22 protein-coding genes are annotated in these 20,444 nt (G+C 39.3%); 16 read left to right on the forward strand and 6 right to left on the reverse strand.

Annotation, left to right across the window (positions count from 1 at the left end; genetic code table 11):
• Nucleotides 1-4 precede the first annotated feature (4 nt).
• The 12 genes from BM073_RS01010 (at nucleotide 5) to BM073_RS01065 (ending at nucleotide 11,870) form a co-directional block, all read left to right on the forward strand.
• A complete protein-coding gene (locus BM073_RS01010; RefSeq protein ID WP_091649043.1) occupies nucleotides 5-1,426 on the forward strand; it encodes an MBL fold metallo-hydrolase in 1,422 nt (473 codons plus the stop codon).
• Between the two features lie 88 nt (nucleotides 1,427-1,514).
• A complete protein-coding gene (locus tag BM073_RS01015; protein WP_091649045.1) occupies nucleotides 1,515-2,918 on the forward strand; it encodes a hypothetical protein in 1,404 nt (467 codons plus the stop codon).
• Between the two features lie 15 nt (nucleotides 2,919-2,933).
• A complete protein-coding gene (locus BM073_RS01020; RefSeq protein ID WP_091649048.1) occupies nucleotides 2,934-3,515 on the forward strand; it encodes a YeeE/YedE family protein in 582 nt (193 codons plus the stop codon).
• Nucleotides 3,516-3,527: 12 nt separating this feature from the next.
• Entirely contained in the window at nucleotides 3,528-4,019 is a 492-nt protein-coding gene (locus BM073_RS01025; protein ID WP_091649670.1) for a DUF6691 family protein, read from the forward strand.
• Between the two features lie 356 nt (nucleotides 4,020-4,375).
• Nucleotides 4,376-5,539, forward strand: coding sequence for an MFS transporter (locus tag BM073_RS01030; protein WP_091649051.1), 1,164 nt, complete (start codon nucleotides 4,376-4,378; stop codon nucleotides 5,537-5,539).
• Complete coding sequence (locus tag BM073_RS01035; RefSeq protein WP_091649055.1) at nucleotides 5,536-6,267, forward strand: acyl-[acyl-carrier-protein] thioesterase; 732 nt, start codon at nucleotides 5,536-5,538, stop codon at nucleotides 6,265-6,267. The genes BM073_RS01030 and BM073_RS01035 overlap by 4 nt, the downstream gene beginning before the upstream one ends.
• 102 nt (nucleotides 6,268-6,369) lie before the next feature.
• Entirely contained in the window at nucleotides 6,370-7,434 is a 1,065-nt protein-coding gene (locus BM073_RS01040) for a c-type cytochrome (RefSeq protein WP_091649057.1), read from the forward strand.
• Nucleotides 7,431-8,774 (forward strand): hypothetical protein, encoded by a 1,344-nt coding sequence (locus tag BM073_RS01045; protein WP_091649060.1) that lies wholly within the window; start codon nucleotides 7,431-7,433, stop codon nucleotides 8,772-8,774. Before BM073_RS01040 ends, BM073_RS01045 begins: the two co-directional genes overlap by 4 nt.
• Before the next feature lie 480 nt (nucleotides 8,775-9,254).
• Nucleotides 9,255-10,205 (forward strand): fatty acid desaturase family protein, encoded by a 951-nt coding sequence (locus BM073_RS01050; RefSeq protein ID WP_245756337.1) that lies wholly within the window; start codon nucleotides 9,255-9,257, stop codon nucleotides 10,203-10,205.
• A gap of 4 nt (nucleotides 10,206-10,209) precedes the next feature.
• Nucleotides 10,210-11,415 (forward strand): DEAD/DEAH box helicase, encoded by a 1,206-nt coding sequence (locus BM073_RS01055; protein WP_091649066.1) that lies wholly within the window; start codon nucleotides 10,210-10,212, stop codon nucleotides 11,413-11,415.
• Between the two features lie 9 nt (nucleotides 11,416-11,424).
• Nucleotides 11,425-11,670, forward strand: coding sequence for a cold-shock protein (locus BM073_RS01060; protein WP_091649069.1), 246 nt, complete (start codon nucleotides 11,425-11,427; stop codon nucleotides 11,668-11,670).
• Between the two features lie 5 nt (nucleotides 11,671-11,675).
• Nucleotides 11,676-11,870, forward strand: a complete 195-nt coding sequence (locus BM073_RS01065; protein WP_091649072.1) for a cold-shock protein — start codon at nucleotides 11,676-11,678, stop codon at nucleotides 11,868-11,870.
• Between the two features lie 88 nt (nucleotides 11,871-11,958).
• On the opposite strand, the gene BM073_RS01070 is transcribed toward BM073_RS01065, so the two are convergent.
• Nucleotides 11,959-12,954 (reverse strand): 2-hydroxyacid dehydrogenase, encoded by a 996-nt coding sequence (locus BM073_RS01070; RefSeq protein WP_091649074.1) that lies wholly within the window; start codon nucleotides 12,952-12,954, stop codon nucleotides 11,959-11,961.
• Between the two features lie 145 nt (nucleotides 12,955-13,099).
• Nucleotides 13,100-14,278, reverse strand: coding sequence for a hypothetical protein (locus BM073_RS01075; protein WP_091649077.1), 1,179 nt, complete (start codon nucleotides 14,276-14,278; stop codon nucleotides 13,100-13,102).
• A gap of 134 nt (nucleotides 14,279-14,412) precedes the next feature.
• Between BM073_RS01075 and BM073_RS01080 the strand changes: the two genes are divergently transcribed.
• Nucleotides 14,413-14,838, forward strand: coding sequence for a Dabb family protein (locus tag BM073_RS01080; RefSeq protein ID WP_091649080.1), 426 nt, complete (start codon nucleotides 14,413-14,415; stop codon nucleotides 14,836-14,838).
• A 7-nt stretch (nucleotides 14,839-14,845) separates the two neighbouring features.
• On the opposite strand, the gene BM073_RS01085 is transcribed toward BM073_RS01080, so the two are convergent.
• On the reverse strand, nucleotides 14,846-15,250 hold the full coding sequence (locus BM073_RS01085; RefSeq protein ID WP_091649083.1) for a hypothetical protein: 405 nt from the start codon (nucleotides 15,248-15,250) through the stop codon (nucleotides 14,846-14,848).
• A 96-nt stretch (nucleotides 15,251-15,346) separates the two neighbouring features.
• Here BM073_RS01085 and BM073_RS01090 point away from each other — a divergent pair, with 96 nt between their 5' ends.
• Nucleotides 15,347-15,952: an alpha-ketoglutarate-dependent dioxygenase AlkB family protein gene (locus BM073_RS01090; protein ID WP_091649086.1), complete on the forward strand. Its 606-nt coding sequence runs from the start codon at nucleotides 15,347-15,349 to the stop codon at nucleotides 15,950-15,952.
• On the opposite strand, the gene BM073_RS01095 is transcribed toward BM073_RS01090, so the two are convergent.
• A complete protein-coding gene (locus BM073_RS01095) occupies nucleotides 15,949-16,332 on the reverse strand; it encodes a response regulator (RefSeq protein ID WP_091649089.1) in 384 nt (127 codons plus the stop codon). The genes BM073_RS01090 and BM073_RS01095 overlap by 4 nt on opposite strands.
• A gap of 147 nt (nucleotides 16,333-16,479) precedes the next feature.
• Nucleotides 16,480-17,559 carry a peptide-methionine (S)-S-oxide reductase MsrA gene (msrA, locus tag BM073_RS01100; RefSeq protein WP_091649093.1) on the reverse strand — a complete coding sequence of 360 codons (1,080 nt, stop codon included), beginning with the start codon at nucleotides 17,557-17,559 and terminating at the stop codon, nucleotides 16,480-16,482.
• A 207-nt stretch (nucleotides 17,560-17,766) separates the two neighbouring features.
• Between msrA and BM073_RS01105 the strand changes: the two genes are divergently transcribed.
• Nucleotides 17,767-18,363, forward strand: a complete 597-nt coding sequence (locus BM073_RS01105) for an outer membrane beta-barrel protein (protein WP_217643079.1) — start codon at nucleotides 17,767-17,769, stop codon at nucleotides 18,361-18,363.
• Here BM073_RS01105 and BM073_RS01110 read toward each other — a convergent pair whose 3' ends face one another.
• Nucleotides 18,364-19,026: a GDSL-type esterase/lipase family protein gene (locus BM073_RS01110; RefSeq protein WP_091649099.1), complete on the reverse strand. Its 663-nt coding sequence runs from the start codon at nucleotides 19,024-19,026 to the stop codon at nucleotides 18,364-18,366.
• A 324-nt stretch (nucleotides 19,027-19,350) separates the two neighbouring features.
• On the opposite strand from BM073_RS01110, the gene BM073_RS01115 reads away from it, so the two are divergent.
• Nucleotides 19,351-20,436 carry a DUF4407 domain-containing protein gene (locus tag BM073_RS01115; protein WP_091649674.1) on the forward strand — a complete coding sequence of 362 codons (1,086 nt, stop codon included), beginning with the start codon at nucleotides 19,351-19,353 and terminating at the stop codon, nucleotides 20,434-20,436.
• Nucleotides 20,437-20,444 lie beyond the last annotated feature (8 nt).

Consider the following 20,444-nt stretch of genomic DNA (forward strand, 5'->3'; position numbering starts at 1 on the left):
AATTATGAAAATAGAACAGATTTATACCGGATGTCTAGCCCAAGGGGCTTACTATATCGAATCTGATGGTGAAGCAGCTGTGATAGATCCATTGAGAGAAGTTCAGCCCTATATCGAAAAAGCCGAGCGCAGAAATGCTAAAATCAAATATGTTTTCGAAACACACTTTCATGCTGATTTTGTTTCGGGACATAAGGATTTAGCTGCTAAAACAGGAGCCAAAATCGTCTATGGTCCAACGCCTATGAAAATGGGTTTTGAAGCTATTATTGCGGAAGACAATCAGGAATTTCAGATTGGGAAGGCAAAAATTAAAGTTATTCATACTCCGGGTCATACAATGGAGTCCTCCTGCTATTTACTATTCAACGAGGAAGGTAAGCCGGAAGCTATTTTTACAGGAGATACCTTATTTATTGGTGACGTAGGAAGACCTGATCTCGCTCAAAAAGTTGTGGAGGATTTAACTCAGGACAAGCTGGCAGGACACCTTTATGAATCTTTGAGAAATAAAATCATGCCACTACCGGATGATTTGATTGTTTATCCCGCTCATGGGGCCGGATCTGCCTGTGGCAAGAATATGAGTAAAGAAACATCTGATACCTTGGGAAATCAAAAGAAGACCAATTATGCGCTTCAAGAAATGACCAAAGAGGAATTTATCAAAGAGGTTATTACTGGCTTGACTCCGCCGCCTGCCTATTTCCCTCAAAATGTGATGTTGAATATACAGGGCTACGACAGTATTGATGAGGTATTGGAAAGAGGTGTTAAGCCACTTTCTCCAGAGGAGTTTGAGACTGTGGCAAACGAGACAGGAGCATTGATTTTGGATACAAGAGCTCCACAGGTGTTTAACAAAGGATTTATCCCCAACTCAATTAATATTGGAATAGATGGTTCATTCGCTGTATGGGTTGGTGCCATGATTCCTGATGTTAAACAGGAGATCCTGGTAGTTGCGGAAGAGGGCAGAGAAGAAGAAGTAATCACTAGACTGGCAAGAGTAGGCTATGATTATTCTTTAGGATACTTAAATGGCGGATTTGCCAGCTGGAAAAAATCCGGTAAAGAAATAGATAGCATCACTTCCATCAGCGCAGCTGAATTGGCAAAAATCCAAGAAGCTGACCCTAATGTCCCTATTCTGGATGTGAGAAAGAATTCCGAATTCCTTTCAGAGCATATCAAAGGTGCTGAAAATGCTCCTTTAGATTATATCAATGAGAGCATGCTGAAAGTAGATAAGAATAAAACCTATTACGTGCACTGCGCAGGAGGTTATAGATCTATGGTATTCAACTCTATTTTGAGAGCTAGAGGGTATGATAATCTGATTGATGTGGATGGTGGTTTTAAAGCTATCAAGGAATCAGGAAAATTTGAAGTAACAGACTATGTTTGCCCAACTACCTTGTTGTAAACCAGTCTTTCTTCCAAAGAAAATGGCAAGCCTTCGAGCTTGCCATTTTTCATTTAAAGGAAACCCATGTGATCAAAGTCACTGATATATGTTAAGGTTACTTACCACATTTGTACTGGTTTTATTCTTGGGTCTTCATGCATTTGAGTTAAAGGCTCAACATGAAACTCCATCGGTTGAAACTGAAAAAACAGATCAAAAGCTATTTGGGCAAATCCTGAAGAGTGGCTCTTTTGAATTTCATTTGAGGTCTTTTTACATGACCACAATCAATCAAGGGGCATTGACAGACTATTCAACCTGGGGTACAGGAGCTGGGCTGGGTTATTTCTCGCCTCGATGGAAAGGATTTGGAATTGGATTTAGTGGGTTTTTCGTCTTTAGACATTTCGAAAATAATATCATTGCCAAGGACCCACTAACTGGAAAGTCAAATCGATATGAACTGCTCCTCTATGATGTGCACCATCCAGAAAACCACAAGGATATGGATAGATTGGAAGAGTTCTACCTTTCTTTCGAAAAAGAAAATATCTCTGCATGGTTTGGAAGACATCACTTTGAAAGTCCATTATTAAATGCTTCAGATAATATAATGAGACCCAATTTGTTCAGTGGACTTTCAGTGGATTGGAAAGTAAATAATTGGAAAGTCAGTGGAGCTTGGTTCTCTCATGTGATATCGAGAGGATCTTTGGAATGGCTGCCAGTAGAAGAGTCCTTTGGATTTTTCGATTCAGGTAGGCATCCATTGGAGTCTGTGAAAGAGTATGACCAAGAGGTGGATTCAAAAGGAATTGGCGTTTTGGGGGTTGAATATGAGGGAAGAACCTGGTCCGTAGAGTCTTGGAATTATCTTTCTGAGAATGTGTTTGGGCTCACTATGTTACAATTGAATGGTAAATCCCCATCCCATCATGGATGGAACTGGATTTGGGGTGTTCAAGCCTTTTATCAGGAAGCGATCAATGATGGGGGGAATCCTGATCCCGATCTTACATACATATTGCCAAATGAAAATTCTTCAGGATTTGGGGCGAGAGCGGGAATGAATTGGCCAAATACAAGTGTTTCCATTAATTATCTGGGAATCTCTAATTCTGGAAGATTTCTTTTCCCTAGAGAATGGGGGAGGGAACAATTCTTTGTTACGCTTCAAAGAGAAAGATTTGAAGGCCTGGGAGGTGCAAATGCAGTAATGTTACAGCTTGATAAGGAGGTGGTGAAAGATAAATTTAAAATGAGCTTTGGGGCATCACATGTCAAAACTCCTGGGATTGACAACCTTGCTTTAAACAAATATGGAATCCCAAATTACATCCATTTCACAGGCTTATTGGACTATAAGTTTGACGGCTTCTTTCAAGGTTTGGACTTACAGTTTCTAGTTGCTTTGAAGAAGGAAAATTCTGAAAAGGAAATCCCCTTAGAATATGTGATCAATCGGATTAATATGGCGAATTTGAACTTGATTTTGGATTATAGGTTTTAATAAAAAATAGATAAAATGAATGAATTTATAGAATGGGTTTCACAACCTTGGCCTTGGTACGTGGCAGGTCCTTTAATAGGATTGACAGTGCCCGCCTTACTTATTTTGGGGAATAAAACCTTTGGGATTTCTTCCTCATTGCGTCACGTCTGTGCAATGTGTGTACCTGCGGGAATTCCCTTCTTTACCTACAATTGGAAGAAAGAAATCTGGAATCTACTCTTTGTGATTGGGATATTAATAGGAGGCTTTGTAGCCACTTCTTATTTATCCAATCCGGAAATCATCAAAATCTCTGAGGCTACACAGTCAGACTTGGCTGCTTTGGGTATTACAGATTATTCCAGCCTCTTGCCTGTGGAGATCTTTTCTTGGCAGAATCTCTTTACGGCCAAAGGCTTGGTGTTCTTTGTTATTGGAGGGTTTCTAGTAGGTTTTGGAACTCGCTATGCGGGTGGATGCACCTCCGGACATGCAATTATGGGAATCAGTTCCCTGCAATGGCCTTCATTGGTAGCTACTATTTTCTTTATGATTGGTGGATTTTTGATGACTCATTTATTACTGGAGCCATTGATGAAAATTGTAGGATTTTAATTGAAAAAAGACATGAAAGTTATAGATAAGAAAACTGTAGTAGAGGATCCAAATTGTGTAGCACCAAATCTACGAGAGGATCATGATAAGGGGTTAGAATTACTGAAATATGTGATTTTAGGGGTGTTATTTGGGATTGTTTTTGTCAAGGCTGAAATCATTTCTTGGTTTAGAATTCAGGAAATGTTTAGGCTTCAGTCCTTTCATATGTATGGAGTGATTGGCTCAGCGATTGTCACTGGAATCATATCTATCCAGATTATCAAGCGATTCGGGATCAAAACCATTCATGGAGAAAAAATCAATATTCCAACCAAGGAGTTTAGAAAGGGACAAATTATCGGAGGTTTTATCTTCGGTTTAGGCTGGGCTATTACAGGAGCATGTCCAGGGCCATTATTCGCACAGATTGGTAGTGGATTTACAGTAGTAGGTATTACCCTGATTTCGGCAATTGCAGGAACTTGGGTTTATGGAAAGTTTGCTGATAAGCTACCTAACTAAGCCCTATATAAATATTAAAAGCCGTGGGAATTGATGTCTCCACGGCTTTTTTGTGTCCTATAACTTTCAATTAGTTCTATTTATAAGACCCTTTAATAGCGTATAATTTTATAGGTTTTAGGAGTAATACAGATTTGATATCCGGTAAAATTTTCAATCGAATACTTTTTTAATAATAAACCGAATCATCAATATTATACAGGCTAGGATCGACCCCACTATTACAAATTCCATACAACAGATTTTCACTTAAAACCAAGCAAATCCTAAATAGTTTTTCCGCTCCTAGGGTTTCCACAAGTTTATTTCTTTGAAACTTCTTTACTTTGGGATGCCTATTCAACTTATTTCAACTCATGAACCCATTGGTTAAACGTAGAATCGCCCTGGGAAGCCTTTTCTTTTTTATAGGGCTTTGCTTTGCTAGTTGGGCAGCAAGGATTCCCGACATCCAAGCAAAATTTGATCTTTCTGAAGGACAGTTAGGGACTTTGTTGTTGTTTTTGCCCATAGGTTCCATTTTGGGATTGCCTATCGCCGGTTGGTCAGTACATGAGTTTGGAAGCAGAAGAGTGATTTTAACCGGAAGCTTTATTTACGCTATTTCTCTTCCATTAATAGGATTAAGTCCCACCACCTGGATTTTAGTGATGGTATTGATTCTGTTTGGCCTAATGGGAAATATCATGAATATAGCTTTGAATACTCAGGCTTTAGACTTGGAAGATCAGATGGGAAAAAGCATCCTGGCTTCTTTTCATGGCCTCTGGAGCTTGGCTGGATTTACCGGTGCAGGAATTGGAGCCGCCATGATATTTCTTGATTTCAATCCTACTCAACATTACCTGCTGGTAATGACTCTATCATTTGTCATTATTTTCTTGGCTCATAGTTATGTGGTCAAAGAGAAAAAACGGGATGATTCAGGCGGATTAGTTCTAAAAAAGCCAGATAATCTACTATTAAGAATTGGCTTGATAGCCTTCCTTGGTATGATGACCGAGGGCTGTATGTTTGACTGGAGCGGAGTTTATTTTAAAAAAGTACTGGTTGCGGATCCGAGTTTGGTGAGCTTGGGATATGTGGCTTTTATGGGGACTATGGCCTCTGGTAGATTTATTTCAGATAGGCTGGTTCAACGCTTTGGAAAAGTGCCTGTAATTAGAGTTAGTGGCTTGTTGATATTTCTAGGTCTCCTACTTTCCGTCTCGATCCCGACATTGCCTTTTGCTACGCTTGGATTCTTTATAGTTGGATTCGGAGTTTCCTCTATCATTCCTGTTTCCTATAGCATAGCAGGAAGGTCCAAGCAGTTTGCTCCCAGTGTCGCTTTGGCCTTGGTTTCTACGATTTCGTTTTTCGGATTTTTGATAGGGCCTCCAATGATTGGATTTATTGCGGATTTATTCAGCCTGAAAATCTCATTTGCTCTCATAGCAATGAATGGATTAGGAATCGCGCTCTTGGCATCCATTCGAAAAGATGTTTTTTATCCTTCTCAAGTAAGCGAAACGCTATGAGTTACCCCGAGAATTTTCAATTCAGAAAGGAATTTGAAATCAACTCCTTCATGGTCAGCCCCAATGGTACGCTTCGTGTTAAATCCTTGGCAGATTTACTTCAGGAGATCGCTTGGAAGCATGCTGATTCTGAAGATTTTGGGAGAAATCTCATGGAGAGTCAGCAAATGTGGGCCTTATCCAGGTTTGAATTTAAAATTTTCAAGCTGCCCAAATGGGGAGATGAAATTGAAGTATTCACAGGTGGAAGAGGGGTTGAAAAGTTTTTTGCCTTTCGGGAATTCTTAGTAAGAGATAAATCCGGGAATATTTTGGTTCGAGCTATGAGTTCCTGGCTGCTTTTAGATCTGCGAACCAAAAGGATACAAAGGCCCGATCAGGTTTTGCCAGCTCAAGTATTTGATCCGCAGTTAAAGCCGGATTGGCAGCCTCCAAAAATACTAGTGGAAGGAGAGGAGATTTTCTCTTGCTCTCTTCAGGTAAAGCACTCTGATTTAGACTTATATAATCATGTGAATAATACCAGCTATATCCGTTGGGTGGAGGATTGTTGTCTGGAATTAGGGATGCAAATTATCGAGGAGCTTAGCATCAATTATCAATCGGAGTGTAAACTTGGGGATCAGTTGAATCTCATGGTTTACGAATTTTCAGGAGAGTTTTTATTGAAAGCCGTACTAGAAGATAAAGTCTGTTTCACAGCGAAGTGTAAGGGAAAGAGAAAATGAGAGGTGTTTTTCAATTCCTTTGCTTAACTTGATTTGGATGTGATGCAAGTCACAGGAATTCAGTGGATAAATCCTGCATTTTTGTAAAGAATCAAGCATCTTATGAATCAGTTAGGAAAACCTTTTTTACAAATCATTTCTCTGTTGTTAGGCTTATTGGCATTGGCTACTGCTTTGGTAGCAATGGTTGGAGGTATTGTTTTAATTTCTTCAGCAGGAATTCAACTACCATCTCTGAAAAACACGAATCCTGAAACTTCCTTGCAGACTGAAGTTGCTGAAGTCAAACCCAAGTATTTAGAAGATCCAGCAGGAATGTGGGTGGCTCCTGATTGGTCTAAGGTAGAATTAGAGCCAAATGCTGAAGAAATCAAGTACGGCAGGGATTTGATCGCAAATACTGCTGAGTATTTAGGGCCCAACGGGAAGGTGAGAAAAATGTCCAATGGACTCAATTGTCAAAACTGCCACCTACAGGCTGGTACGGTTCCCTTAGGAAATAACTATTCAGCCGTGGCATCTACTTATCCAAAAGTCAGATCACGCTCCGGAAAATCAGAGGATATTCCCAAGAGGATCAATGATTGTTTTGAGCGCAGTTTGAATGGAGGCACATTGGAATCAGACTCCAAGGAAATGATTGCTATGGTAGCATATATGAATTGGGTAGGGAAGGATGTTCCAAAAGGAGAGAAGCCCAAAGGGGTTGGTTTGTATGAGGTTCCTTTGTTGGACAGAGCAGCAGATCCGGAAAAAGGGAAAAGTATTTACATCAATCAATGTCAAAGCTGCCATGGCCCAGAGGGTCAAGGTTTGGCTAAGCAAGATGGCAGTGGATATATCTATCCTCCTTTATGGGGTTCGAATAGCTACAATCAGGGAGCAGGATTATTTCGACTCTCTAGGTTTGCGGGTTATGTCAGAGCCAATATGCCCTTGGGAGCAACTTTTGAAAACCCGCTTATATCAGATGAAGAAGCCTGGGATGTGGCAGCCTATGTCAATAGCATGGAAAGGCCATCCAAAGATTTAAGTCAAGATTGGCCTGATATTTCCAAAAAACCTATGGATCATCCATTTGGACCATATAGTGACAGTTTCCCTGAAGTGCAACATAAATTTGGTCCGTTCAAACCTATCACTGAAGCAAAGTCCAAGTCGGAATGAAACTGACCACATTGGTTTTATTTTGGATTCTTCCATTAGGACTGAATGCGCAAGATTCTACCCAAAAGCTGAGTTTTCAGCCAACTATTCATGTTCGAAGTTTTTGGATGAGTACTTCTTACCAAAAAGACTTCAAAGATGATTTTGCATGGGGTAATTCTCTGAGTCTGGGCATAAAGTCCAATTATCTTCAAAAATGGTATTTCCGAGCATCTATCAGAGGTTTTTTGAATACTTGGAGCTCGGATATATATGCCAATGATCCCTTGACCAATAGAGATAACCGATATGAAACTGGATTATTTGATCTATTAAATAGGGGAGATAAAGCCTTTTTATCTTTTGAAAATCTATCCTTAGCTTATAAGTCTACCAAATGGGAGATTGAAATCGGAAGGATGGGAGTCAATACTCCATGGATCAACCCTCAAGATGGTCGATTGGCACCTACTCTGATGGAAGGTTTAAGGCTTGGTTTCAATCCAAGTTCCGATTGGAAAGTTTCTGGCTGGTTTATTCATAGATTGAGAGTTCGTGGAACTAAGGACTGGTTAAGGCCGGGAGAAACTGTCGGTATTTTCCCAGTTGCCCGAGATGTGAATGGTCTTCCGTCTCAATATTTCAATAACACGGAGAGCCGGTCTATACTCATCTCAGAGGTAGAAAAAGAATCCGAATGGGGTACTTTTAATTTTTCGAATACCTGGGCTGCTCATTTATTCTCTACTTATTGGTTCCAATGGGAAAGGGATTGGAATCGAGAGGAAAAGACTTCCTTTTTTTTCACTGGCTTACAGCTAGGTTTCCAACATGGAATCCGAAATGGGGGGAATGATAATCCCTTATTGGCATTCAAAGATCCTTCTGACCAAAATTGGGTCGTTTCTACGAGAGTTGGATGGAAGAATTCCAAAGTAGAAGCACATTTGAATACAAGCATCCTGAGAGGTAAAGGGAGGTGGCTTAGTCCAAGAGAGTGGGGGAAGGATGCCTGGTATACATTTATACCCAGAGAAAGAAATGAAGGCTATGAGAGTTTGGAGGCATTGACAGCTTATTTTTCATTTCAATATCGAAGAAATATCCAACTATTCGGCCATATGGGCTTTCACTGGCTTCCAGATATTGGTGATCCATTAGCTAATAAATACGCTTTTCCTTCCTATAGGCAAGTGAACTTGGGAGTCAAATTCCATCCTAAAAATTACCAAAAATTGGATTTTCAGATATTGGTCATGAATAAAGAAGCTTTGGGGTCACAAAACCTCAGCCCTACCCAACGCTATAATAAGGTTGAAATGATTCACCTAAATATCATAGCAAATTGGAGTTTAAACTGAATTAAGGTCTGTTCCGGTCAAAAAAACTGAATATCAATATTTTGGAGGATTCTACCCAATTGGATGTTTTTCTAATAAATTAGGAAATACCGAAACTTCTCCTCACCTTTGATGCGGATTCAAAAAAGGGACAAGCCCTTTAGAATTCAAAAAAATAATTTAGCGTTGATATTCAACCTGCTTAAGTAGCAAATTTCAGAGTTCCTCCCTTGCAAAGGTTTTAATTCTCTTCTTTCTACTTTTTTAATGGACGGTCATAGGACCGATAAATTAAAACCTGCAGCGAAATTCCCCCGGGAACAACTTTACCTTCTTAATTAACAGTTTATTAAAACAGTAAGATTCTCAGAGTCAGTTTTATCTGAATTCTCCAAAACCCTTCGAAAAAGAGTTTATAACCATTTTGAAACTACCCAGCAGTCCAAATACGGAAATGCTGAGATGGTATTTAAAACCGTTTTTTTACTCTCTCTCTACATTGTGCCCATCGCATTAGTGATTTTGGGCGTTGCTCAAACCACCTTTCAACTTTACGCTTGCTTTGTTTTAGCAGGATTAGGGATGGCAGGTGTAGGAATGGGAGTGATGCATGATGCCAATCATGGTTCTTATTCCAAAAACCCTACCGTCAACAAATGGGTAGGTTACACTTTAAACTTGGTAGGAGCTAGCTCCACAGTTTGGAAAATCCAGCATAATGTTTTGCATCATAGCTTTACCAATATTGACGAGCATGATGACGACATCAATGCACCCTTTTTCCTAAGATTTTCTCCAAGCGCGAAGAAAAATTTCCTGCATAAATTCCAGCATTTATATGCTTGGATCTTTTATTCTCTATCCACCATATCTTGGGTTACCGCCAAAGATTTCATTAGACTGACTCGTTATCACAAAATGGGACTGGTTAAGGGAGAGAATGCGTATAGAAACAATATATTCAAATTGATCGCCTGGAAATTGGGCTATTTCATTGTAGCCTTGGGATTACCCTTGTTATTTGCTCCGTTCTCTGCAGGTCAAATCATATTAGCATACATCGTAATGCACGCTGTGACAGGTTTTGTAATTACCATGGTTTTTCAAACTGCTCATATTGTACCTGAAGTGGAATTCCCTCTTCCTAATAGTGAAGGAATCGTGGAAGGTGAGCGTATGCTACATCAATTGGCTACTACCTGTAATTTCGCCCCAAATTCCAGAGTTTTGGAATGGTTTATAGGTGGACTCAATTATCAAGTCGAACATCATTTATTCCCTGATATCTGCCATGTGCATTATCGGGATATTTCAAAAATTGTAAAAGCAACGGCTGAGGAATACCAGATTCCTTACTATTCAAAGCCTAATTTTTTTGGGGCAGTATATGATCATTTTAGAATGCTTTATCTCTTGGGGAATAGCCCTGAGTTAGAGCCAGTAAAAGCCTAACATTATGAATCCGAATAACAGACCAAAACCAAATAGGGACAAGAGCAGAAATGCACGTCCTGTCGGTAGAACATCGCCTAAACAAGGCAAGCAGGCCAAAGTGTCCAAATTGGATCCAAGGCTATTGGTGAAGACAGCTTCACCGAGCAGTAAAACAGATTTTAAATCTGAAACCACTTTCTCTGATCTACCTATCGGTGCTCAGTTGAAGAAAAACCTGACCTTGAAAGGGTATACAACCTTGACAAAAATTCAGGATCAGTCTCTACTTCCACTTTTGGAAAAAAGAGATTTAATGGGAATATCTAATACAGGTTCGGGTAAAACCTGCGCTTTCTTAATACCTATCATTGAGCATGCTTTAGCAAACCCTCATGATTTCAAGGCATTGATCGTGACTCCGACTAGAGAGTTGGCGCTTCAGATTGAGGAAGAGTTTAAGAGCCTGACCAAAGGCATGAATTTGAGATCTGCCACCTTCATTGGAGGCACAAATATTAATTCTGACGAAAAATCCTTGCATAGACATCCGCAGATTATTGTGGGTACTCCTGGAAGATTGTTGGATTTATATGGTAGAAGATTACTCAAGCTCAACATGGTCAAAACACTCGTCTTGGATGAGTTTGACAGAATGTTGGATATGGGTTTCGTAAACGATGTGAAGAAGTTGGTAGCGCCTATGAATCAAAGGAGCCAGACTATGCTTTTCAGTGCGACTCTAGACCCTGATCAATCAGTATTGATCAAAAGCCTTTTGAATAATCCAGTTGAAGTAAAAGTAAATAGTGGAGGCAACTCCAGCGAGAATGTAGATCAGGAAATTGTCCATTTGAAAGATGGTCAAGATAAGTTTACTGTTTTGCAAAATATGTTTCAAAGTGCAGAGTTGGAGCGGGTGATCATTTTCACCGAAACCAAAAGATTGGCTGATAGACTGAGTAAAAAATTAAATCAGGCAGGGATTCAATCCGGTCTGATCCACGGCAATAAATCCCAGAACTTCCGCAATAGGACTATTGAGGAATTCAAAAACGGAACCACCAGAGTATTGGTAGCCACCGACGTGGCGGCCAGAGGTATAGACGTGGCTGATGTGACCCATGTGATCAATTATCAGCTTCCCATGTCTATGGATAGTTATATCCACAGAATAGGCCGGACAGGGCGCGCCGGAAAAGCCGGTCGTGCCATCACATTTGTCAACTAAAAATTCTATATGTCAAAAAATCAAAATGCATTCATCAAAAAACAAAAAGCAGAACTTAAAAGAAGAAAACAAAAAGAAAAATTAGAGAAAAAATTAGCCCGCAAAGAACAGCCTAAAAGCGGGGATTTAGAAGACATGATGGCTTATGTCGATGAGTTTGGAAACATATCCGAAACTCCTCCGGAACCGGAGCCACCAAAAAAAGAAAGACCTAAAAATCAATATTTCAATAACAAACAACAAAGTAAAAATTAGTAATCATGAATGAAGGAACAGTAAAATTCTTTAACACAACCAAAGGTTTTGGTTTCATTACACCAGCAGACAACAGTGAAGATGTATTCGTACACCACTCAGGTCTAGTACACGAAATCCGTGAAAATGACAAAGTTACTTTTGACGTAGTTCAAGGTAAAAAAGGTGTTAACGCAGTGAACGTTAAAGTAGTAGGTTAATTCCTCCTGCTTTCAAAATAGAATCCCTGGGGCTATGCTTCAGGGATTTTTTTTTTGGAAAAATCGATCAGAAAAGGAAACTGGGAGTTTACTTCAAAGCAATCTGATTGTCTAGCCTTTCTCCTTTTTCGAATTGAGTAATATTGTCTAGGGTAGTTTTGGCTATTTGTGCCAAAGCTTCATGAGTCAAGAATGCCTGATGGCCTGTAATCAAGACATTGGGGAACGTCATCAACCTGGAGATTTGCTCATCTTCCAAAATTTGCTCAGAAAGATTTCTGAAAAATAAGTCTTCTTCCTGCTCATATACATCTATGCCCAAATAGCCTAGTTCCCGGGATTTTAAAGCCTGAATTACCGCCTTGGTTTCGATCAAAGCTCCTCTCGAGGTATTGATTAGCATGCAGTTGTTTTTCATCTGAGAGAGAGCAGTTTTGTTGATCAAGTGCTTTGTGTCGGGAGTTAAGGGGCAGTGAAGGGAAATGATATCAGACTGGGAGAATAAATCCTCTAAACTGACATATTTTACCCCTAAGTCCTTCATTTCTTCATTTTGAAATACATCAAAGGCTACAACTTCACATCCAAAACCCAATGCTATCTTACAGAAAGCCCTACCAATGGCCCCGGTGCCAATGACCCCGATAGTTTTTTTGTATAAATTAAATCCAGTGAGCCCCTCCAGAGAAAAGTTGGATTCCCTGATCCTGTTGTATGCTTTATGTGTCTTTCTACTTAGTGTCAGAATCAAGGCAAAGGCGTGTTCAGCAACTGCCTCAGGGCTGTAGACTGGTACTCTAACTACAGGAAGGTCTAAAGAACTCGCAGCTTCTAAATCTACCTGATTGTAACCGGCACAACGAAGAGCTATTAACTGAACTCCATTTTCTTTGAGGAGAGTAAGAGTATTTTTATCCAAACTATCATTTACAAACGCACAGACAGCTTCATATCCTTTTGCTAAAGGAGCTGAAAATTGGTCAAGCTTCGTCTCAAAATAGGTGATCTCGTGATGATAGTTTGCCAAGATGGAGCCAAAGCTATCTTCATCATATGACTTGGTACTAAAAAATGCAATTTTCATATGTTTATAATTTGTTTTCAAAGGTCACTACCTGTCCCGAAAATCGGGATGGAATCCCTGCCTGCCGCAGGCAGGTCGCACAGTTTCCCCGATATATCGGGGCATGCTAATGTGTTTCGTTCTCCTCGTGCTCGATTTCATGCTTTTATATTTTTACCTGATAAATTGAAAAACGCGTAACTTCTTCCTCAATTTCTGAATTTTCAGGCTCTTGAACCAAAAATTTTCCATTTCCCATTCCAAATAAAATAGTTCCGGGCACAGATGGAAGTTCTTGATTCAATTGCTTCTTATTTTTAATTAAGATCAATCTCTTTTCATTAAGGTCTGAAATAGGGCTATAAAGAGGATCTTCCGCTTTTCGATTATCATATTCAGAGGGTGTAATTCCCGTGAAATAAGAAATCAAATAAAGATCCTCATCGATTTGAATCAGGGAGATATTCCTTCCAGCCATCATTCTAAGTTGGGTGATCCTTTCATCGCTTTGTTCGATTTCGATTGGGACCGAATTATAAGTTAGAAACTCCTCATGTTTCAGGGGAATACTTCCTTTGTAATTCAAACCCGTAAGATCATAAACTTCAATTTCATCCTCTAGACCGTGTAAAACCAATAATTCGGAAGTCTTCCGGTTAATTTGAAAGGATTTGGTCATCAATTCAGGATAAAATCCTTCCGTTTGTCTGTAGACCGATTGCGCTCTATATGGGACCACAGATTTCATCTCTCCCGACTCCAGATGCAGTTTGTAGAAATTCTTTAATGTATCCCTGCCTTCCTCGTTTCTGATCAGATAATGGGCAGATAAATAATTGCTGGGGCCCACTAAAAAAAAGGTACTGTCATTTGACTCGAAATATTGAGTTTTTCCGAGAGGACCGAATGCACGGATAGGTAATGGAGACTGGATTCGTTGCTGAAATTGGGTTTGATAAGTGGAATCAAAGGCAAATAATGCAAAGGGCAATTCAGCAATCCTTAATCCATCCGGACCAAAACTCATTCCGATAGGATTCCAATTACCATAATTACCCGGACCATCTCCTTTCTTTTTAGCTCTTTGAATAATATTTCCATCCAAATCTATTTCCAGAATTTCATCTTCTACCGTTGCGTAGCCCAAATACGTTTTTTCCTGCTCGGAATAATCACTGATAATTACCCTTGTGAGATTGTTGACTTCAAAGGAGTCTATTTTCTCTATTTGAAAATCATTTTCTGAAGATTTTTCCTGTTGATTATCAGACGAACAAGCCTGCAAACCCAGTAAAACAAGAAAAATCCATAAGATATATTTGGGAGATAGAGTGGGATATTTCATTATTTAAAATATAGTTTTTCTACTTATTTATCGTTGAATTTACAATCAATTCTTGACTTTCCCAGCTAATCTTCTTTTTTCCTAATTCTGTCAAGAGTTGCTAACTTAAGCATTCCAAACTCAATCCTAATTCTATGAGAAAAAATCTGCTGTTTTGCTTGTTTATCCTAGTGTTTTCCTGTGCGGAAAAGAAAGAGGAAGTAAAAGAAATTGAAAAAGAAGTTTATAAAGAAATTACCATGGACCCTCAACCCGACTCTGTTTTAAGGCATGTTGTTTTGTTTGCTTTCAAGGAAAGTAGCAGTCCGGCCGATATCAATCAAATCATCGAGGCATTTGAAAATCTTCAGAATGAAATTCCTGAAATCAAGTCATTTGAATGGGGGCTCAACAATAGTCCGGAAAATTTGAATAAAGGCCTTACTCATGCCTTTTTTCTGACATTTCATTCAGAAGCAGACCGAGACACCTATTTGCCTCATCCATCCCATCAGAAATTCGGGGAATTGATCGGCCCTCATCTCAAAGATGTAACGGTGGTGGATTATTGGACTAAATAAGATAATCTTAATTGTAGGGGAGGCCGGATGAATTCCCCATCTTGCTTTCTCCTACAGTTAGAACCTCGGTAACCACAAAATTACTGGCTCCTCTCCAAGGGAGCATCCCATTGTATTCTTTATAGCGTAGCTCCACAAATTTGCCTGAGGCTCTTTCCAATTTTTCAGCAACTTCGGGGTCAGTTACACTAAACCTAAACTCATTGCTTTGGAGTCCGCCTGCAGTTGGACTTTGGAATCCTTCCTGTACCACACGTCCTTCGTAGGTTTTAAACAGGACTCCCTTTTTCACAAAATAATTCAATGAGCCAGCTTTTACACCTTCACCGAAGACAAATAAAAACTTGTACCAAAAGATAGCTCCTAATATGAGAACAAGGATTAATCCGAAAATCCACCCGAATTTTTTCATAATATTTAATTTTCAACTTCTAATATAAGCAGTGATTTTATCTAAAAAATAGAAAGACAAAATAAAACCTAGCAAGTGTTTTCGTGTTTTTAAATCATGCAGGAAGATTTATTTCAAAAAAGTGGACAAAATTTATTACCCTTTCAAGGTGAGGTAAGGTACTATCCTGACTTTATTCGATGGGAGAAGGCTTCTGAATTGTACCGGCGCTTGGAAAAAGAAATCGAATGGAAACAAGAGCCTATTCGCCTTTTTGGGAAAACAATCCTACAGCCAAGATTAACTGCCTTGTATGGAGATCCCGAAAAATCATATAGTTATTCTGGGATTACCATGAATCCAATTCCGTGGAATAATACCCTTCGTGAAATTAAGTTTCAGATTGAAAAATTAAGTATGGAATCTTTCACACATGTGCTGCTTAATTTTTATCGGGATGGAAAAGACAGCATGGGTTGGCATAGGGATAATGAGGCCAGTTTGGGACGAAATCCGACCATAGCCTCAATCAGTTTGGGGGAAACTAGGAATTTTCAGCTGAGGCATTACGAGGATAAAAAAATAAAATTGAATATCCCTTTAAATTCCGGAAGCTTATTGATCATGGGAGGGGAGAGTCAACATTTTTGGGAGCATCAAATTCCCAAAAGTAAAAAAGTAAGTAAAGGAAGAATTAACCTGACCTTTCGAAAATTAATTTAAAATATTACTTGTTCTTTCAACATGTTGAGATATTCAAACGGAAGTGGCTTTTCGATATAATCTATCACGCTTGAATATTCCATGGCTTTATTTTTATCAGCTACATTGACAGATGAGCTAATCAAAATCACCTTTATTTTTTCTGGAATATTTTTGTTTTCAATGAAATCCAAAACACCCCATCCATCAATTGTTTTCATGTAAATATCCAAGAACAGAAGGTGGTTTTTATCCATGTTTTCTTCCAAGAAACGGATTGCGTCATATCCATCTTCAAATTTCAAAGGGGTTTGATGGAAGTCGGATTTCTTTGCCAAGACATCATGGATGAACAAGAAGTTAGGGTCGTCATCTACGATTATTAAGTTAAAATTGGCCATCAAATGGGTAAGTAGTGAAAGGTCGGAGTTGGGTTCCGTGGTGATATTAATAAGATTTATTTATTCAAATAATAAATTATGAAAAATAATTCCGAATTATTCATCAAAAATATAAAAAAAAAGCCCCGATTTGAACGGGGCTGAAGATTAATTAACTAGCCAAATAAATTCGCCATATCCCTCTTTTTCCATTTGGGACTTGGGGATAAACTTCATCGCTGCAGAATTCATACAGTATCTCAATCCGGTAGGCTCTGGTCCATCATAGAAAACATGTCCTAAATGGCTATTGCCTAACTTGCTTCGAACTTCCACCCGAATCATTCCCAAGGTCTTATCAACTGGTTTGTCTATAATCCTAGCATCGATTGGTTTGGTGAAGCTTGGCCATCCTGAACCTGACTCATATTTGTCCTTAGAACTGAATAAAGGAGCTCCTGATACTATGCATACATAAATCCCAGCCTCCTTATTTCCATTGTACTCATTTTGGAAAGCATATTCAGTTGCATCTTCCATAGTCACCTCATACTGTAAATCAGTTAATGTAGCTTTCAGCTCTTCTTTTGATTTAGCTGGGTATTCTTCTTGGCTTAATTCTGGCCAATGCTTTTTGATAAAAGCATCCCTGCCACTTCCTGTTCTGTAGGAATAATAATCCTGAGGCTTTTTCTTATAATAATCTTGATGATATTCTTCTGCTTCGTAGAAGTTGGTGTATTTGATAATGGGAGTTGCGATAGGCTTGTCAAATTTCCCAGACTGATCCAAAAGCTTTTTGGATTCTTCGGCTACCTTTTTTTGCTCAGCATCATGAAAGAAGATTGCAGATTCATATTGGGAACCTCTATCATAAAAGGATCCACCTACATCTGTAGGGTCAAAAGTTTGCCAAAAAATATCAACCAACTCTGAATAACTGATCACTTCCGGGTCAAAAGTAATTTGAACTGACTCACGGTGAGAGGTTTTTCCTGAACTTACCTCCCCGTAGGTTGGATTTTTTTCTTTTCCTCCAGCATATCCGGATACAACGGATAATACACCGTCAATTCCTTCAAAAGGGGCTTCTACGCACCAGAAACATCCTCCTGCAAAAGTTGCAAGCTCTGTTTTACCGGAGAATGAAGTGACTGGATCTGCCTGTTTTTCTGTTTCTTGGTTAGCTGAACCTTGCTCGGATGGAGCACTACAGGCCATCAGTAGGCCTAGTATAAAGCTGAACATAATTGTAAATGATTTTTTAGGTGAAGACATATTGGATGTTTTTTTCACAGCTAAGTGATTTTGGTCTCGTATTTGAAACTGATTTATAAACACTTCAGTTCGCGATCTGTTTGAGTTCCATTCCAATTACGTACTCAGATCCAAAAAAAGATGATTTGTGATTACAACTGAAGTGGCAGGATCGACCAAAACTAAAAAGAGAGAGTTATGAAAAGTTTTCAGCAGCTATTTTACCTGGTTTTTTTCTTTCTGATTTCTTACCCGATGGCTTTGGCACAACAGGGCTCCGGTTTAGGAGTCAAGTTTGGAACAAATTATAATACCTCTGGCAAATATTTTAAAGATGCCGAATCAGTTTGGAAAGATCCATTAGGAGGTGTAGGGTATCATGCAGGGATATTTTACAAAATGAGCTCTTATGATATCTATCTTCGTCCTGAGCTAGTATTTACTGAAAGCAGGTTTCAAACCTCTTTTGGAGAAGCGAATGCACAAAGAATTGACGCTCCTATTTTGGGTGGAATACAGCTTTTCAAAATAATCAATGTCTTCGCAGGTCCTTCATTTCATTATACTCTCAATGATAATTATCTGACAGGAAGTTCTTCCGATTTCAACAAACGGCTTAGAATGGGTTACCAGTTCGGGATGGGAATTTCTATAGGTCCATTGGGACTGGATCTCCGTTATGAACGAGAGTTCAATGATCAGAAATTCACCATGGATCGTGTTTTAGGAGGGAATCAGGATTTTCGCCATCAGCAGATTTTGCTAGCGCTTTCTTTGAGAATTTTCGGGCCTTAATCAATTTTTCAAAAAAGGTCTAAATGCCTCAGACCAGAGTTTGTATCCTTCAGCATTGAGATGGAGTTGATCTTGGATATAGAGTTCTGGTCGAGGGTTTCCATTTTCGTCCAAGAGGACATCCCAAACAGACAAAAATTCCACTTGCTCTTTGCTTTGGGCATATTGCGCCATCATTTGATTTAAAATGACATAGCTTTCCTTTTTGGACCAGCGACTTGGGCTGGGTTTGGCACTGATCAATACCACCTCTGTATAAGGATTAATCACCTGAATTCTGGAAATAATATTGTCCAATGACTCCATGATTTGCGATACATTAACGTCTGCCCAGATATCATTATCACCTTCATAAATGAAGACTTTTTTGGGTTCAAAACGGATGACAAGAGGAAATAGATGTTTCTCCAAATCTGAAGCCTTAGATCCACCAAATCCGGTATTGATGATGTTTCGATTTGGAAATTCCTCTACTAAACTTTGCCAAAAACGAATACTGGAACTTCCGGTGAAAACAATTCCTCCCGGTTCCCAACCTGCATTGTCTATTCTTTCTGAGATTGCCTTTACTTCTTGGTCAAAAGGAACAACTTGGGCAAAAAGCACTTCGGCTTTTACAAAGAATGCCAAAAAGAATAAGAAGAGAATCTGGCTTATTTTCATGGGTTTTAAAATTGTGGGTGGGAATGAATTGTGAAATCTTTCAAATCTGAAATAAACACTTCAAAATTGATCTTTTTTATAGAATAAACATACGGGGAAAATTCACATGCTCAAAACCGTTCACCAAGTGGACGATTCCGCACAGAGCGAACGAACCCGAGTTCTGTCCTGTAATTTTGTACAGAGGATTAAAATATGGCTTTCTATCCCATTTTAGGGGATTTCTGTCACAGGTAAGCTTTTGACCATCCCTGATTTTCCTATTCACTTACTTTTGGAGTGGTTTCTGCGTTTAAAAAGAGAACTCAAGCAATCATTCCTATCATGCAGCAACTCACCCGTTTTTTCTGGTTTTGTAGCGGAGCTAATTTCTCCATTCTCAAACGAACTCCCACTGAATCAAATAAATATGTAGGAATTGGCGCCACTGTCTTTTTTACAGGAGTGTTGGCGGCTTTGGCTGCAGGCTATGCTTTGTTCACGGTTTTTCAGTCCATTTGGCCTGCCATCGGGTTCGGATTCCTTTGGGGTTTGATGATTTTTAATTTGGATAGGTTTATCGTGTCCAGTATGCGTAAAAAACAAAATGCCTGGGCTGAATGGAAGTTGGCGATTCCCCGATTAGTATTAGCAGTATTATTGGCCTTAGTCATTTCCAAACCTCTTGAACTGAAGATGTTTGAAAGGGAAATAAACCGGAAATTGGATGAGAAAAAAATTGAGTTTATCGCTGAGTCCAAAGCCAATTTGGCTAAAGGTTTTCCGGAGATTCAGGAATTGGAAGCAAAAATTGATACATTAAAGTCTGAGGTTGCTTCAGCTGAGTCTTTTCGGGATCAGTTGCAAAAAGAGTACGATGCTGAGCGCTTTGGTGAAAAAACAAGCGGTACCAGTGGGATAGTAGGACTGGGAACCAATGCCAAGAAAAAAGAGCAGCAGTTGGATGCAGCCCAGGAGGCTTTAAATAGTTTGAGGGCAAGGAATCAAATTCGTATCGATACTATCGAAGCTCAAATTCGAGAATTTATGGCTTTGCGACAGCAGGAATTTGAAAAGCAACAACCTGGAATTGAGAATTTTGATGGTTTGGCTGCCCGAATGGATGCTTTATCCCAACTGACTGAAGAAAGTCAAGCCATGGCCACTGCCAATATCTTTATTATGCTATTGTTCATTGCAATCGAGACTGCTCCAATTTTTGTGAAATTGATTTCCAATAGAGGCCCATATGATGAAATTCTGGAATTGCACGAGGATAAGGTGATCCTGTTTAAAGGGGAGAAATGGACCTTTGCCAAAGGAGAATCAGATGCCAGAGTAGATTACTTTCAGGGCACTCATACCTTTGCAAATGAGTTAAGAAAAGAACAAACTAACAGGAAAAATAAAGCACTCCTGGATACTGATTGATTACGACT

The sequence above is a fragment of the Algoriphagus ornithinivorans genome (genome assembly GCF_900115305.1).
Classification (GTDB): Bacteria; Bacteroidota; Bacteroidia; order Cytophagales; family Cyclobacteriaceae; genus Algoriphagus; species Algoriphagus ornithinivorans.